Annotated in this window: 17 protein-coding genes; 6 read left to right on the top strand and 11 right to left on the bottom strand. The window is 70.1% G+C overall.

All coding sequences use genetic code 11. The features are described from left to right. Positions 1–172: 172 nt before the first annotated feature. From ACZ60B_RS30425 to ACZ60B_RS30410, 4 genes are all read right to left on the bottom strand, one after another. Entirely contained in the window at positions 173–856 is a 684-nt protein-coding gene (locus tag ACZ60B_RS30425) for an alpha/beta fold hydrolase (protein ID WP_469392542.1), read from the bottom strand. 153 nt (positions 857–1,009) lie between these two features. Continuing rightward, positions 1,010–1,414 (bottom strand): FKBP-type peptidyl-prolyl cis-trans isomerase, encoded by a 405-nt coding sequence (locus ACZ60B_RS30420; RefSeq protein ID WP_469392540.1) that lies wholly within the window; start codon positions 1,412–1,414, stop codon positions 1,010–1,012. A gap of 169 nt (positions 1,415–1,583) precedes the next feature. Continuing rightward, complete coding sequence (locus ACZ60B_RS30415) at positions 1,584–2,135, bottom strand: YciI family protein (RefSeq protein ID WP_469392538.1); 552 nt, start codon at positions 2,133–2,135, stop codon at positions 1,584–1,586. Between the two features lie 113 nt (positions 2,136–2,248). After that, entirely contained in the window at positions 2,249–2,608 is a 360-nt protein-coding gene (locus ACZ60B_RS30410) for a winged helix-turn-helix transcriptional regulator (protein ID WP_469392536.1), read from the bottom strand. A gap of 80 nt (positions 2,609–2,688) precedes the next feature. On the opposite strand from ACZ60B_RS30410, the gene ACZ60B_RS30405 reads away from it, so the two are divergent. Further along, the gene (locus ACZ60B_RS30405; RefSeq protein ID WP_469392533.1) at positions 2,689–3,393 is read left to right on the top strand and encodes an SDR family oxidoreductase; all 705 of its coding nucleotides are present in this window, start codon (positions 2,689–2,691) and stop codon (positions 3,391–3,393) included. Between the two features lie 280 nt (positions 3,394–3,673). On the opposite strand, the gene ACZ60B_RS30400 is transcribed toward ACZ60B_RS30405, so the two are convergent. From ACZ60B_RS30400 to ACZ60B_RS30385, 4 genes are all read right to left on the bottom strand, one after another. Then, positions 3,674–4,108, bottom strand: coding sequence for a hypothetical protein (locus ACZ60B_RS30400; RefSeq protein WP_469392531.1), 435 nt, complete (start codon positions 4,106–4,108; stop codon positions 3,674–3,676). A 286-nt stretch (positions 4,109–4,394) separates the two neighbouring features. Beyond that, complete coding sequence (locus tag ACZ60B_RS30395; RefSeq protein WP_469392529.1) at positions 4,395–5,135, bottom strand: dienelactone hydrolase family protein; 741 nt, start codon at positions 5,133–5,135, stop codon at positions 4,395–4,397. A gap of 303 nt (positions 5,136–5,438) precedes the next feature. After that, positions 5,439–7,034, bottom strand: a complete 1,596-nt coding sequence (locus tag ACZ60B_RS30390) for an FG-GAP repeat domain-containing protein (protein ID WP_469392527.1) — start codon at positions 7,032–7,034, stop codon at positions 5,439–5,441. A gap of 76 nt (positions 7,035–7,110) precedes the next feature. Further along, positions 7,111–8,949, bottom strand: a complete 1,839-nt coding sequence (locus ACZ60B_RS30385) for an alkaline phosphatase D family protein (RefSeq protein WP_469392525.1) — start codon at positions 8,947–8,949, stop codon at positions 7,111–7,113. Positions 8,950–9,073: 124 nt separating this feature from the next. Between ACZ60B_RS30385 and ACZ60B_RS30380 the strand changes: the two genes are divergently transcribed. Further along, positions 9,074–9,778, top strand: a complete 705-nt coding sequence (locus ACZ60B_RS30380; RefSeq protein WP_469392523.1) for a DUF4232 domain-containing protein — start codon at positions 9,074–9,076, stop codon at positions 9,776–9,778. Between the two features lie 131 nt (positions 9,779–9,909). Here ACZ60B_RS30380 and ACZ60B_RS30375 read toward each other — a convergent pair whose 3' ends face one another. After that, positions 9,910–10,368 (bottom strand): hypothetical protein, encoded by a 459-nt coding sequence (locus ACZ60B_RS30375; RefSeq protein ID WP_469392521.1) that lies wholly within the window; start codon positions 10,366–10,368, stop codon positions 9,910–9,912. 265 nt (positions 10,369–10,633) lie between these two features. On the opposite strand from ACZ60B_RS30375, the gene ACZ60B_RS30370 reads away from it, so the two are divergent. Both ACZ60B_RS30370 and ACZ60B_RS30365 read left to right on the top strand, forming a co-directional pair. Further along, positions 10,634–11,140, top strand: coding sequence for an allene oxide cyclase barrel-like domain-containing protein (locus tag ACZ60B_RS30370; RefSeq protein ID WP_469392519.1), 507 nt, complete (start codon positions 10,634–10,636; stop codon positions 11,138–11,140). A 193-nt stretch (positions 11,141–11,333) separates the two neighbouring features. Then, complete coding sequence (locus ACZ60B_RS30365; RefSeq protein ID WP_469392517.1) at positions 11,334–11,738, top strand: nuclear transport factor 2 family protein; 405 nt, start codon at positions 11,334–11,336, stop codon at positions 11,736–11,738. Between the two features lie 283 nt (positions 11,739–12,021). Here ACZ60B_RS30365 and ACZ60B_RS30360 read toward each other — a convergent pair whose 3' ends face one another. Then, on the bottom strand, positions 12,022–13,359 hold the full coding sequence (locus ACZ60B_RS30360; protein WP_469392515.1) for an aminotransferase-like domain-containing protein: 1,338 nt from the start codon (positions 13,357–13,359) through the stop codon (positions 12,022–12,024). A 96-nt stretch (positions 13,360–13,455) separates the two neighbouring features. Here ACZ60B_RS30360 and ACZ60B_RS30355 point away from each other — a divergent pair, with 96 nt between their 5' ends. Continuing rightward, entirely contained in the window at positions 13,456–14,079 is a 624-nt protein-coding gene (locus ACZ60B_RS30355) for a DJ-1/PfpI family protein (RefSeq protein WP_469392513.1), read from the top strand. A 4-nt stretch (positions 14,080–14,083) separates the two neighbouring features. Here ACZ60B_RS30355 and ACZ60B_RS30350 read toward each other — a convergent pair whose 3' ends face one another. Beyond that, positions 14,084–14,524, bottom strand: a complete 441-nt coding sequence (locus ACZ60B_RS30350; protein WP_469392511.1) for a hypothetical protein — start codon at positions 14,522–14,524, stop codon at positions 14,084–14,086. A 244-nt stretch (positions 14,525–14,768) separates the two neighbouring features. On the opposite strand from ACZ60B_RS30350, the gene ACZ60B_RS30345 reads away from it, so the two are divergent. Beyond that, positions 14,769–14,987 carry a hypothetical protein gene (locus tag ACZ60B_RS30345; protein ID WP_469392509.1) on the top strand — a complete coding sequence of 73 codons (219 nt, stop codon included), beginning with the start codon at positions 14,769–14,771 and terminating at the stop codon, positions 14,985–14,987. Positions 14,988–15,093: the final 106 nt, after the last annotated feature.

Raw genomic sequence — 15,093 nt, 5'->3', positions numbered from 1 at the left:
CACCCACTGACTCGTTGGCTTTCGTGTGACTGGTCGACGCGGCGAGAAGAGCATCCGCTGGGGCGGTCGGCGGTCGGCGGTCGGCGGTCGGCGGTCGGCGGTCGGCGGTCGGCGCTCGGCGCTCGGCGCTCGGCCGGTGTCGGCGGTGGCCTGACCGTCCCACCTGGCACGACTAGGAGGTGGCGGCCTCCGCCAGGACGCGGGCGAGTTCGCGGGGGCGGGTGGCCATCGGCCAGTGGCCCGAGTCGAGGTCCACGTACTCGAGGTGGGTAGCGCGAGCGAGCTCAGGACTGTCGCCGGCGGCGATGCACTCCTTGGCCTGGGCAGGGGTGAACTCGGGGCAGACGACCACGACGGGGACGTCGAAGCGTCGCTCGTCGGTCAGGCGTACGACTCCCTTGGCGACCGCTTCGGGGACAGGAACCGCGGCGGAGGCGAAGCGGTCGCGGGTCTGCTGGTCCAGGTCGGCGGCGTCCGCTCCCTCGAAGGGATCCCAGCCCGGGAAGGGCATGGCGCCGTCCTCGATCGCGAAGTAATCGGCGTAGGCCTGTCCGTCGGTGGTGGGGAAGCCGCCGATCAGGGCGACCTTGGCCACCTTCTCCGGTCGCCCGTCGGCGGCCATCCAGGCCAGGGTCGACGCTGCGGAATGCCCTACCACCAGCGGCTTTCCGGGCGCCGCGTCGACCGCGGCAAGCACTGCTTCCAGCTGGTCGTCAAGCGTCGCGGAGGCGGCGCCGTCGCCCTGGCCCGGGAGCGTGAGCGGCACGGGACGGTGGCCGAGCGCGGTGAGTTCCGGCACGACGTCGTCCCAGGCGGACCCGTCGAGCCACAAGCCGGCGATGAGCAGGATGTCCACGATGGTTCTCCCGAAGTGGAGTCGGATCTGGTGGCCGACACGTTATCGGGAGGGTCTGACACCGGGCTCTGGCCAGAGTCCGACCTTTGAAGGCGACTCGGCCCAACCCAACCCGACCCGACCCGACCCCGGCGAACCTACGCGGTCACGGAACTAGGCGTTGCTCCACCCGGTCGTGCTGGAATACGAGTCCAGCAGGTCCACCACGAAGACCAGGGTCGAGCCCGGCGGGATCAACGGCGAGGGCGACTGATTGCCGTATCCGAGACGCGGAGGAACGACGATCTCGCGCCGACCGCCGACCTTCATCCCCCTCACTCCACGGTCCCAGCCCTTGATGACCTTGCCACCGCCCAGGGCGAACTTGAACGGCTGACCCCGATCCCAGGAGGCGTCGAACTCCTTCCCGGACTCGAAAGTCACCCCGACATAGTGGACCCTGACCACCATGCCCGGCTTGACCTCGGCCCCGTCACCGACGACCAGGTCCCGGATGGTCAACTCGGTAGGGGCGTCACCCTCCGGAACGTCGACCTCGGGCTTTGTCAGTTCACTCATCGCAGCCTTACCACTTTCCGTCGGAAGCCGTCGGACCAGCCGGACACATGGACACTCCATGCGGCAGACGGTCACGCCATCGAGAGTGCCGGTCCGCGCCTTATCTTCTCAACATCGACTCCGGGCGGGCCGCATGCTGCCGAGGCGACGTCCGCCTGGGCGTCCTCGCTCATGCGGGCCGCCCGCCGAACTGCCAGTTGTGCACCTCGATGTCGGCGTACCGGTCCGGGGTCAGGACGGCGCGTGCCGTCTGCGGGTCCGGTGCCCGCAGCAGCACCGCCGTGCCCAGCCAGGTGGTGCCGTCGTCGGACAGCAGCGGCCCGTAGGCGATCAGCTCGTCCCGGTCGGACGGTACCGCGAGATCGGCGGCCCGCCCTGTGCCGAGGCCGAGCACCAGATATCGGTTGCCGCCATTCCGGCCGCCGGGGAAGTCCCACATGGTGCGCCCCAGCACGTTGCGCCACCGTCGCAGCAGCACGTCCCGGTAGGCACCGGCCTGGTAGTTCGGCTCGTCGAAGGCGAACGCGCGGGCGGCGGCGGGACCGGGCAGGTCGACGATGTGCACGCTTCCGGTGGGGGTGTCGCCGTCGTCGGCGAGGGTCGGGCCCCGGGCGATCATCTCCTTCGCGTACCGGTCCATGTAGGACCAGTGGTCTTCCAGCAGTTCGTCGCGCAGCGGCAGGGAGCCCGGCCGGTCGCGGTGGTAGCAGAGGAACTCCATGCCCGTAGGGTCTCTTCCTGGACGTGAGCAGGGCGAGTGAGTTTCCCCGTGGTGCCCTCCACAGCGTGAGCCGTAGACATCCCCCTCCTTCAGGAGGAAGAGGGAGCCAAGGGTCAGGGAGTCGGCCGGCGGGATCGGGCCGCCTCGATGTCCGGGACGTGTTCTTCGGCCCAGAGCCGTACGGCGCGGAGCGGGACGAGCAGAGAACGGCCCAGCGGTGTCAGGGCGTACTCCACGCGGGGCGGGTTCTCCGCGTAGTCGTGACGACTGATCAGACCGTCGGCTTCCAGGGAGCGCAGGGTTTCGGTGAGGACCTTCGGAGTGATGCCCTGGATGTGCCCCTTCAGTTCACCGAAGCGACGAGGCCCGTCGTCGAGGGCGTTGACGACGAACACGGTCCAGCGGGCGCCGATACGGTGCAGCACCGTGCGGCTCGGGCAGGTCGCCGCCATCACGTTGTACGCCTTGCCCATGGCTGCTCCCAGTTCCGTTGAAGATACCGGTATCAAATCCATACCGTGGTGCCCGATCCTACGAGAGGGAGTGGAGACACATGGAACGGATCCTGGTCATCGGCGGTGCGCGGGCGCTCGGCGCGGCCGTCGCGAGACGTGCGGCGAAGGACGGGTACGACGTTGTCGTCGGTGCCCGCGACCTGGCCGCGGCCGAAGCGCTGGCGGGCGAGATCGGCGCCACAGCGGTGCGGGTCGATCTGCAGGACGAGTCGACGCTCGCGGCCGCGGCGGAACGGCTGAAGGACGGTATCGACCACATCGTGACGACGGGTTCGGCGCCGCACGATGTTCGCGCCGCCGAGCTGGATCGCGACAGGCTGCTGGCCGCGTTCACGGCGAAGGTGGTCGGCCCGATGCTGGTGGCGAAGCACTTCGCGTCGGTCCTGCGGCCGACCGGGTCGATGGTGCTGTTCTCCGGTGTGGTCGGCTGGCGCCCTGGGCGGGGATCACTCGTCAAGGGCGTCACGAACGGTGCGGTCGAGTACGCCGCGCGCCACCTGGCGGCCGATCTGGCGCCGGTACGGGTCAATGCCGTCTCGCCCGGTGTCGTGGACTCGGGCGCATGGGATCGCCTCGGTGACAGGAAGACCGCCTTGCTGGGCAAGAGCGCCGACGGGACCTTCGTCGGACGCCACGGCGAGGCCGACGACGTCGTCGACACGGTGATGTGGCTCCTGCGCGCGGGCTTCGTCTCCGGCGAGACGATCCACATCGAGGGCGGTGCCCGCCACAAGTCCGCCTGATCGGCAACGGCGGCGGCCGGGAAGGGGCACCGGGGGAGAGGGGGATGGGCAGCGCGAGCCAGGAAGCGGGGCGCGCGTGCCCGGCCCCGCTCTTGCGTGGCGGTGGGGTCGATTCCCGTCCGGCGGTGGCTGTGGGGCCGCCAGGTGCGGACCGGGGTTGCGGGTGGGTGGTCCAGGCCGGCCAAGGTCGCCGCGGCCGACCGGTCGTTACTGAGGCCGACGCTTCAGGGTGTCCGGGTCGCCACGAAGCAGCTGACGCTGTCCACAGCCCAGTGCCGCATCAGACAGCGTTCGCCCTGTTGATGCGCCACGCGAACACAGCCGCACCGACGGGTGTCGCGACCAGGTAGCCGATGAAGACACCGACCTCTGAGTCAGCCGATGCTGGAAGGGCCCAGTTCGCTGCTGCAGCCACGAGCAGTGTCACCGTTGCCAGCGCAAGGACAGCGGCAACAACGGCAAGCCGTCGGGGCGGCCCCGCACGGTACAACTCAACCGCAGGCCAGAGCGCGGGCCAGGTCACAAGCATGCCCGAACTCAACGCGGCGAGACCGGAGTCGGGCAGCCAGCCGAACGGCCACGCCAACAGGACGACGATCCCGAAGAGGGCGAGGCCGCCGAGTTCCAGCAGGACGGTCTCCACCACCAGGTCCCACATGAGGCCCCATGGACGTCGCCGGATCGAGCCGTTCCCGCTGTCCTCCTCATCCGCCACGTCGGCACAGTACCCACCGGCAGGGCGGATGTTGCCTGTTGTGGCACCCGTCGCCGCGCTCAGGTGTTCACGCTGCCGACGGGTGAGACCGGATCCCGCACTCTGGAGCGCCGGTCTCAGCACTGCCCCAGCGGCCGCGCTCACGCCGGTGACGGCAGGGTCGCGCTGCTCTTCCTCGTGCCCGTCCACGGGCTTCAACGACGGTGGAGCGCCGGGACGCTGCCCCCGACGGGCAGCATCCCGGCCGACGCGGCCCACCGTCTGCCGGTGGCCTGGTGGTCCGGTCCTACTTCAGGTGCCGGGCGAAGAACCCGGCCGCGTCCTCCCCCGCGAAGTGTGGGACGCCGGTGTGTCCGCCCATATTGGCGTGCAGCGTCTTCTCCTTGGAGCCGAAGGCGTCGAACAGGTCCAGGGCCGCCTGCCGGTCGTTGCCTTCGTCGTCCCACTGCAGCAGGACGTGCAGCGGAACGGTGACCTGGCGGGCCTCCTCGAACATGACGCGAGGCACGAGGCTCCCGGCGAAGAGGCCGGCGGCCACGATGCGCGGCTCGACCGCCGCAAGGCGGACGCCGATGGAGATCACCCCGCCCGAGTAGCCGACCGGGCCGCCGATCTCGGGCAGCGACAGGAGGGCGTCCATGGCGGCCTGCCATTCCGGGACCGCCTTGTCGACGAGCGGCAGGACGAGGGCGTCGATGATCTCGTCGCTGACCGGCGTGCCGTCTTCCATCGCTCGGCGCAGGTCGGCGCGGGCCTGGTCGACGGCGGCCCACCGGGGGCGTTCACCGCTCCCGGGGAGCTCGATGGTGGCCGCGGCGAAGCCGTCCGCCGCGGCCTGCTGAGCCCGGGCCGCCAGCCGGGGATACATCCTCTGCAGTCCGAGCGGGGGGTGGCCGAGCAGGATCAGCGGAACCGGTGCGGACGCGGACGCGGATTCCGGCGTCCACAGGATGCCGGGGATCTCATCGAGGGTGAATCGGCGCTCGAGAATGTTGTGGTCGAGACGCTGTTCAGAAGTGAAATGCATGGTCGTGCCTTTCGGGAGTGCACTGGAACGGCGCTCCCGGACGACGACCTATCGCCCGACCGTGACCCCGAAGGAGAGCACCCATGTCGATACTGTGTTCACGGGTACCACCTCCTCGTTCTCTCGCACGGCCTCCGCGAAATTAGCAGAGGCCGCCGTGATTCGCCAAACGGGTTCTCGCGGCTTCGATGTTGCCGTGGTCGGCGGCTCGGCGGGCCGGGTGCACTGAGTATCGGCGCACAGTGCTGCGGCTCTGTGATATCCGAGTGCTCTGCCGGGAAAGAGAACCCGGCAGAGCAGAGCTCACAGCAGGTCGGCCCAGGTGCTCCAGCCGGCGGTGGCCTTTGTGACGCGGCTCTTGAAGCTGCCGGTGCCGGTGCCGGCGTAGAAGTACAGGGCGCCGGAGGAGTTCGTGGCCATGAGGTCGGCCTTGCCGTCGCCGTTGGCGTCGCCGGGTGAGAACACCTTCTTGTACTGCTGCCAGCCGGTGCCGACCTTCACCCGGGCCGAGAAGGGGGCGGACGCGCTGCCGGTGCCGGCGTAGCGCCACAGGACGCCGGAGGTGTCCCGGGCCATCAGGTCGGGACGGCCGTCGCCGGTGAAGTCGCCCGCGCCGACGACGGCGTTGTAGCGCTGCCAGCCGGTGCTGACCGTCACGCGGGAGCCCACGGAGGTGCCGGAGTTGTCGCCCGCGTAGAGGTAGAGCGTGCCGGAGGTGCTCACGGCCAGCAGGTCGCCCTTGCCGTCGCCGGTGACATCACCGGGGCCGATGACCCGGTTGTAGGAGGTGGAGCCGGTGGCGAGTTGGGGGTCCGAGAGCGCGTAGAACGCCGGGTTGGTCAGCCTGCCGCTGCTGACGGACTGGACGACCAGGTCGGCGAGGCCGTTCTGACGGAGCGAGGAGGCGTACGCGAGGCGGGTGGTGGCGGACGGCCAGGCCTCGCCGACCAGAAGCTTGCCGGTCAGTGTGCCGGTGCCGGTGACCTCGTAGCTGTAGAGGCTGCCGGCCGTCGTACGGGCCATGGTCCCGAACTTGCCGAAGTGCGGGTTGTCGCCGGCTCCCGCGAACTGCGTGACCTTGCCCCAGCCCTTGCTGCGGGCGGACCGGGTGCCGAAGGTGCCCTTGCCGTCGCCCGGGTAGAACCACAGGGCGCCGGAGAAGTCCCTGGCCAGCAGGTCGGTCCTGCCGTTGCCGTCCCAGTCGCCGCCGCCGATGATCTGGTTGTACGACGCCCACTCGGTCCTCGGGTCCTTGACCCGGGTCCCGAAGGTGCCCCCCTTCTTGCCGGGGTAGCGGTAGAGGACGCCTGCCGGAGTGCGGGCCAGGAGGTCGCCGACGCCGTCGCCGGTCAGGTCACCGGCGCCGATCAGCTCGTCGTACTGCTGCCAGCCGGTGCCGACCAGCACACGGGTGCCGAAGGCGCCGGTGCCCTTGCCGGGGTAGTAGTAGAGCGAGCCGGCCGGAGTACGGGCCAGCAGGTCCGCCTTGCCGTCGCCGTTGAGGTCCCCGGGGGCGACGACCTTGTTGTAGATCTGCCAGCCGGACGCGACCGTACTGTACGAGCCCAGGCCGCCGGGGCTGCGCGCGTAGCCGCCGGAATGGAAGTACAGCACGCCGCTCGCGCTGAGGGTCAGCACGTCCTGGAAGCCGTCCCGGTCGAGGTCGCCCGGGGTCAGTACGTCCTTGACCTTGGCGACGTCCGAGTCGAGGACCATGACCTCGGCCGAACCCGTGTCGAGGTACAGCTGGCCCGCGACGTTGCGGTAGATCAGGTCGGACGTGCCGTCCCTGTCGAAGTCACCGCGCACCGGGGCGGCGGCGTCCGCGTGGGTGGGCAGCATCACGAAGACGCCTGTGGTGAGCACCGCCGCCGTGGCGGCCAGCACCGATGCCTTCATGCCAGGGGAGCGCCGGCTTCCGGGGCTCCGGTCGCGCCGCCGGGGGCGGGTGGTGAACACGTTCTCTCCCGGAAGGTCAGGGGGTGGCGGAGACGTCGGTGGTGGCGACGTCGGTGGCGGCGTCGCTCGGGGACTGCGTGACGGAGGGCGATGCGGGCGCGGTCGTCGCGGCCGGGTCCGTGGCCGACTCCGTCGGCTCGGCCGACTGCGTAGGGGTGGCGGTGTCCGCCGGGGTGGCGGTGTCCGCCGGTCCCGCGGGCTCCTCCGCACTCGCGCTCGTGCTCGACGAGGGCTCGGTCGGGACGCCGACCTGGTACACGCCCGGCACACCGTTCTCCACCCGGAAGGTCGCCGCCGTGGTGGTCGTGCCGTTCCTGGTCAGCACGGTGGAGATCGCCCGCAGTCGTGCCTCGACACGGTCCTCGGTGATGTCCAGCAGCAGATAGCCGCGCCGGGCGTCGATCATCTTCCAGTGCGGGTTGTCCGCCAGCTTGGGCGCCCACTCGGCGGCGAAGGCGACCAGGTCCTCGTCCCCGCTGCTGGAGATGGACGTCCCGACGAACTCCGCGCCGACCACGGCCGACTTCGCGTCGGCGTAGTCCAGCTTGAGGTCGCTGACGATGGTGCGGTGCCTGTCGCCGGAGAGCACCACGGGGTTGCGGACGCTCTGGAACTCGGCGAGCAGGGCGGCACGTTCCTTCTGGTAACCGTCCCAGGCGTCGTACGACCACTGCTTGCCCACACCCGCGAGGTAGTCGGTCTCGGCCATCATCACCTGGGAGGCGACCAGGTTCCAGCGCGCGCCGGAGGTGCGCATGCTGTTCACCAGCCAGTTGCGCTGGGTGTCGCCCATGATGACCCGGCCGGCCTTCAGGGCCCCGGCGGCGGTGGTCGCCTGGTCGTCGCGGTACTGCCGGGTGTCCAGGACGTGCAGCCGGGCCAGGGGGCCGAAGTCGAGCGAGCGGTACATCAGGACATTCGGGCCGCTGGGCTTCTGCGCGGCACGGATCGGCATGTGCTCGTAGAAGGCCTGGAAGGCGGCCGCCCGGCGGGCCCGGAACTTCGCGGCGGGCCAGGCGACGGGGTCGTTCGCCACGTCACCGGCCCAGTCCTGCTCCACCTCGTGGTCGTCGAAGACGACGACGAAGGGTGCCGCGGCGCGCATCGCCTGGAGGTCCGGGTCGGTGTTGTACTGCTCGTGGCGGGCACGGTACTGGGCGAGCGTGACGGGCTGGCCCACGCCTTCGTGCCGGCGTACGCGATAGGAGTAGGCCGAACTCTCGTAGATGTAGTCGCCGACGAACAGCACGAGGTCCGGCTGCTGTTCGAGCATGTCCCGGTAGGCGGCGAAATAGCCGTGCTGCCAGTTCTGGCAGGAGGCCAGCGCGATCCGCAGGTTCTTCGGGGCGTCACCGGCGGCGGGGGCGGTGCGGGTCCGGCCGGTGATGGAGGTGCGGCCCAACGCCTTGAACCGGTACCAGTAGTCGGTGGCCGGGGTCAGGCCCGTGACGTCCACGTGGACGCTGTAGCCGAGGCCGCTGGTCGCCGACGCCGTACCGCTCTTGACGACCTTGGTGAAGCCGCTGTCCGAGGCGAGCTCCCAGCTCACCGCGACGGTGGGAGCCAGAATGCCGGAGCTGCCCTGCTGGGCCGGCACCACCCTGGTCCACAGCACGATCGCGGTGGGCAGCGGATCGCCGGAGGCGACGCCCAGCTTGAAGACCGTGCCGCTCACCGCCGCACCGGCACCGGCCGTGGCGGTCGCCCCGCCCACGGACGCCGAGGCGCTGCCCGCCAGCAGTTGCCCGGCGGCCGCCGCACCCGCGGCGCCCAGCGTGACGGCCCCCGCGCCCAGGAACCGCCTGCGACGGATCCCGTTGGCTTCTGTGTCGTTGTCACTCGGCTGCACCGGCATGCCTTTTCCCCCCGGGGCGGTGCCCTGCGCAGCGCCGGTGAACATGATCGCCAGGGATTCTATGCAATACCCTCGCGTCTACAGCACCGGGCCCGTGAATCCGTTCGAACAACCAGCAGGAGCCATGCACCGACCGCACCGACCACTGATTGCCGCAGTCACGGTCCTGCTCCTCGCCGGCGCGGCAGGATGCTCGTCGTCCGGCGCCGAGCAGGAGGCGGGAAGCGGCTCCGGTGCGGGTTCCGGTTCGGGTTCGGGTTCGTCGAGCATCGTGCCCAGGGGCGGGTCGGAGAGCGACGGCTCGCCGAGTGCGGACGGGAGCGGGGCCACCCGAGAGAGCGGCAGCGAGGGCAGAGGCGGCAGTGGTGGGGCGTCCTCCCCGCCCGCCGAGGTGCTCTTCGGAGCCGACTCCCTCCCCACTCCCGCCGCCGACCACTGCCGTACGGAGAACCTGACGGCCGTGGCACGCAGTACCGGTCAGGGCCTGGCCTCGGTAGTGATCACCAACCACGGCACCGGCTCCTGCACGGTGCGCGGCTTCCCCTCCCTCCTCTTCAAGACCGAGACCGGCAGGACCGAGTTGCCGGTGGACTGGGCCGGGTCGGCCACCGAGGCGGCGGAGGTCACCCTCGCTCCTGGCGATTCGGCTTCGGCCGCGCTCAGCTTCGCCGGCCTCGGCGAGTGCGAGCCGGTCACCGGCCTCGACCTCGTCCCGCCCGGCGAATCCCGGGCCCTCACCCCTGCTTTCACGACCTCGAACGGGAAGAAGGCGGCGGTGCACATCTGCGACACCGGGGTGAAGGTGCAGGCGTTCTCGCCCGCGCGGTGATCCTGGGCTCTGCCCTGCGATGCTGCGAGGCCCCCGTCGGGGGGCGCCGGAGACGCACCCGCGCCAAGCCGAACCGCCTGGTCGCACACGGCGGTGCCGAGCGTTGATGGGGACCGTTCGACGGCGATGCGTTAAGGGGCACCGCTCGACGGCGATCGAAAGCGGGCCATGATCTGCTGTGCGTACTGATCGTCCGGGCCGATGTCCTGGACCACTCGATGGGCCTCTTGGGCCCGACCCGTCTCGCACAGCAGCCGAACCAGGACGTACAGGGCACCACGATCACCGTCTCTGGCGCGGTCGTGCAGTGTCGCCTCCATCCCCCGCTCGCGAAGCGCTCTGTTGAGTCTCCGACGTGCGTGGACATCCGTGAGGGCGCGCTCGGTGAGTTCCGGGAGCCGTTCCGCGCGGGCGAGCAGATCCATGTGCCACAGGTGGTTGTCGTGCCTGTAGGGATCGGTGGAGTAGCACTCGGCGTGGGCGCTGACCAACGTGATGGCCGTATCCCAGTCCCGGCGCCGTTCCGCTGTCCGGGCTTGCTCGAGCCAGTCCACCGGACGAGTATCGCGCAGCGCTGCGTCGTACAGCATCGCGGGCGCGGTCGCCGACCGGCGTCCGCCAGGAGCAGGCCCCCACCGCTGTCTGCCGAACACTCTCGAAACGACGGGGCGGCGGTGACCCCGGACGGTCCTGACACCTGACCTGCGGTGGGTGGGTCCGGGAATGCGGGCCCGTTGGTCCGACCGGTCGGATCTGCCGGTGGGTCGCGCCGGGACGCTCCGGGCGGCGGCAGCGCCGAGGTTATGAATATGCCGCACCTGACCGTCCACGAACATCAACTTCAGGAGCCACACAATGCGCCCCATCAGGGCAGCCTGCCTCGGCACGGCCACCGCGCTGGCCGGTCTTCTCGCCTGCGCCCCTCTCGCGGCCGCCGCGACGGACACCGGTTTCGCACCCGCCACGGGCAAGGACCGGGTCATCACGCTCATCGGTCATCTCGCACAGCAGACCCGTTTCCCCGTCAACCCCGGCGGCAGCCCCGCCCAGGGCGACCGGACCGTCTTCCGCTCGGACCTCTTCGACCTGAACGGCAACCAGGTCGGCGACACCGCCGGCACCTGCACCACCACCCGGGTCGACAACGGCGGAGCGGAGGTGTGCAACGTGAACTACAACCTCCCCGGTGGCCAGCTCACCGTGCAGGGGATGGTCTTCGGCAACCTCATCCCGGGCCCTCCGCCCTCGTTCGACAACGCGATCACCGGCGGCACCGGGGTATACGACCGGGCTCGTGGCCAGGTCCACGCCGACACGATCGGCATGGGCATCAGGCGCTTCACGATCGACCTCGACCGCTGAGCGACCCTGCCCCTGCCCGGTGAGCGGGCGGCGCGGTCGAGCGCGGCGAACGCTTCGCCGTCCTGGCCGTTGCCGCCCGGCTCAAGTGCAACCGCACCGGGCAGCAAGGCCGTCAGGTCGCCGCAGCCCGGTGCGACTACGGCGGTCGGCTGAAGGCAGTCGTAGGCTGTCACTGCTGCGGAAGGGCGCTGTCATGGACGAGGACTCCCGGACCAGGGCCGCGATCGAGGAGCACTGGCGGGCCTCGGAACGCGGGAACACCGAAGCCGAGCACGCCATCTACGCCACGGACGCGATCCTGGACTACCCGCAGTCAGGTGAGCGGTTCCGGGGCCGCGCGGCGATTTCGGCGCAACGCGGTGGGCATCCTGCCGACCGTCACTTCACCGTCGAGCGGATCACCGGCCACGCGCACCTTTGGGTGAGCGAATGCGTGATCACCTACGACGGTGTGCCTTCGTACTCGGTGAGCATCATGGAATTCGCCGACCAGCACGTGGTGCACGAGACGCAGTACTTCGCCGAGCCCTTCGGCGCGCCGCCCTGGCGGACCGCGCTCGCGGAGCCGATGCCAGACCGAACCATCACCGGAATCTGAGGTCCGGCCTCGTTCGGGGCACGGACTGATCAGCCTGTCGCTTTGCCCCCTGGCGAGGAGGACCTCGTGCAGCTGGGGGCCGGACATCGTCGCCGGCCGAACGGCCCGCTGATCGCCGAGGAGACCGGGCCGCGCGAGCGACTGGTCGTCCAGCGCGCCGCTCATACCGCCACCGACCGCGAGGAGGTCACCTCGAGACGCCGGGACGGCACCGGACGAAGGGGGAGTGCCCGCAACCCGGCGCCGAGGAAGCTGTGCTTCTTCGGCCGGTGTGCAAGCGGGTTCAGGTGAATGCGTCTTCGAGGGCAAGGCGCCGTACCGTGCGCAGGGTTGATCGGAGGCTGTGCAGGTCGGCCGAGCCGAGGGCGAGGCGAATGGCCTGCGGCGGGTGAGCCGAGGTGGTGAACGGCTCCGCCGTGGTGACCGAGATGCGGTGACGCGCGAGGGTGGCGGTCAGGCGGTCGGCGCGTGCGTTGTCGGGCAGCGGGACCCAGGTGAAGTAGGACGCGGGATGGCCGACCAGCGTCAGCCCTGCCAGTTCTTGCACGGCGAGGGCCTGGCGGGCCTTGGCGTCCTCTCGCTTCTGCGCCTCCAGCTGGTCCACGGTGCCGTCGTCGAGCCAGCGGCAGGCGATCGCCGTGGTCAGGGCCGGGGTGTTCCAGGTGGTCGCCCGGACCGCGCGTTCGAGCAGTGGCACCACGGTCGGCGGGGCGAGCACGAAGCCGACCCGCAGACCCGTGGCGACGCTCTTGGACAGCCCGGAGACGTAGACGGTGATGTCCGGTGCGGCCGCCACCAGCGGCGGTGGCGGGTTCTCGACCAGGTAGGCGTACGAGGCGTCTTCGATGACGAGCACGCCGTGCTGCCGGGCGATCCTGATCAGGCGGACGCGGTCGGTTTCCGTCATGACCCAGCCCAGCGGGTTGTGCAGCGTCGGCATGGTGTACACCGCGCGCACCGGTCGGGTCGCGCACAGCTTCTCCAGGGCGTCGAGGTCTGGTCCGTCGGCGGTGGTGGGGACGGGCTCCAGGTCGAGGCGCAAGGTGTGCGCGAGCACCTTGAAGCCGGGATAGGTGAGCGCGTCGACCGCGATGACGTCGCCGGCGTTGAGCATGGCCATGGCCGTGACGGCCAGGCCGTGCTGCGCACCGTTGACGACGAGGACGCGGTCCGCGTCAGCGGGGATCCCCCGGCGCCCCAGGTGCCGTCCGATCGAGGCCCTGTCCTGGGGGCGGCCCGGGTGCGGCTGATAGCGCAGCAGCGAGTCGAGATCACCGGAGACGGCCACTTCTCGTAGGGCCTGGCGCAGGAGGCCGGTCTGGCCGGGCAGCGACGGATAGTTGAAGTTGAGGTCGACCGCGTCCGTGGCGACGACCTGCTGGTCGATGCCCTGGCTGGGAGAAACCGCGAGGTCGCGCACGAACGTGCCGCGGCCCTGCTCCCGGCTGACCAGCCCCATGGCCTCCAGTTCGGCGTACACCCGCGTCGCGGTCACCACCGCGACGCCCTCACGGGCGGCCAGCGCGCGGTGGGTCGGCAACCTTGCGCCCGCCGCGAGGCGTCCCGTCCGGATGTCGGAGGCGAGTGCGTCGACCAGAGCTTTGTAGCGCGGGGCTGCCATGGGCCGAAATTGTATCCATGACAATTCTTTGACTGTCCTGATCGCGGGTCCGTACCGTCGCGGTGTTTCCGCGCTCACCTGGAAAGGACAGCCGTCATGCACGTCGCCATCCTCACGTTCGAGGGTTACAACGAGCTCGACTCCCTGATCGCGCTCGGAGTGCTCAACCGCATCAAGGCGGACGACTGGCGCGTCACCATCGCCACGCCCGGCCCCAAGGTGACGTCCATGAACGGGGTGGTCATCGAGCAGATGTCCACCCTGGAGGAGGCGTGCACCGCCGACGCCGTCATCGTCGGCAGCGGCATCGCCACCCGTGAGGTCGTCGAAGATCCGGCGATCATGAGTGTCCTTCGGGGCCTGGACCCCTCGCGCCAGCTCATCGCGGCACAGTGCTCCGGCGCGCTCGTACTGGCCAGGCTCGGGCTGCTCGACGACATCCCCGCCTGCACCGACCTGACCACCAGGCCCTGGGTCGTCGCGGCCGGTGTCGAGGTCCTCGACCAGCCCTTCTACGCGAAGGGCAACGTCGCCACCGCGGGCGGCTGCCTGGCGTCGCACTACCTCGCCGCCTGGATCATCACCCGACTGCACGGCAAGGACGCCGCCGAGAGCGCACTGCACTATGTCGCCCCGGTCGGCGAGAAGGACGAGTACGTCGAGCGTGCCTGGCGCAACATCAACCCCTATCTGCCCGCCCCCACGCCGACGCTCGTCTGACGCTTCACGCCGGGTCTCCAGCCTCCTCCGGCAGCTCGGCGACGCATTGATCGCCCAAGAGCCTGGCCACGACGGCCTTGAAGAGGCGGTCTTCCTCGGCCGGGAGCAGGATTTCAAGCTGTCGCCCGGCTGCGTCGCACACCAGCATCGAGTGATCAGCGACGACTTCGACACCCACGAGTGGGGCCCCGAGCTGAAGTTTCGCGATTGTGCCGTCGGCCATGGACAGGAAAACGCCCTCGGCTTCCACTGTCAGGCGCGCGCGGTGCCGACCGCCGCCGGAGTTGCGGAAGCGTGCGGCACAGCGAATGCGGGCGGTGCCCCCCTGGCCCAGTGCATCGACCGCCTGGCGAATCCGCATCCGGCGCCACCGCTTCCGTATCTGGCGAAGGAGTGAATCGGCCATGATCGCAAAGACCGCGGTCACGAAAAGCTTCTCCCGCACAGACATCTCCTGCAGCTCGGCACTCTCATGATCAAAATGATGCTCAGCCTGCCGCTGACCTCAGGATCTGGCGCCTCGGAATGATCCCATGACCCTGCCCACTCCGTACGGCTGAGGGTGGACGGCGGGCACGGGGAGCGTGTTCGATGTGCGCGAGAACCGACAGAAGCAGCGGATCGCATCCGACCGCCTGCGGTGTGGTGGGATCACGCGGAACGAATCTTCGCGGTGCTGGGAGGACACGATGGCGGCTCGCGCGGTGCTCTTCGCTGTGGAGGCCGAGGAGCCACTGGACGGGCAGTGGCTGAGCGATCGCTTCGCCACACTCACGTTCGACACCTACCAGGGCACCGGCGACGCCGACGACATCGCCTACACCCAGGCGTTCCTGCCCGGACTGAAGAACTTCTACCTCACCGCAGCACAGAACGACCGAGCGGTCGTCTTCACCGTCGACCAGTAGACCGGCGCCAACTCAGGCCGCAGGCCGGGGCGAACTCGGACCGGAAGCGGCTCTCGTTCGGATGCTCTGGCCAGGCCGACTCGGTCCGCTGCGGGGCGGCGGACGC

The organism is Streptomyces sp. NPDC104096 (assembly GCF_055584385.1).
Note: the sequence above shows the minus strand (reverse complement) of the source record. Positions and strands in the feature narration are given on the sequence as shown.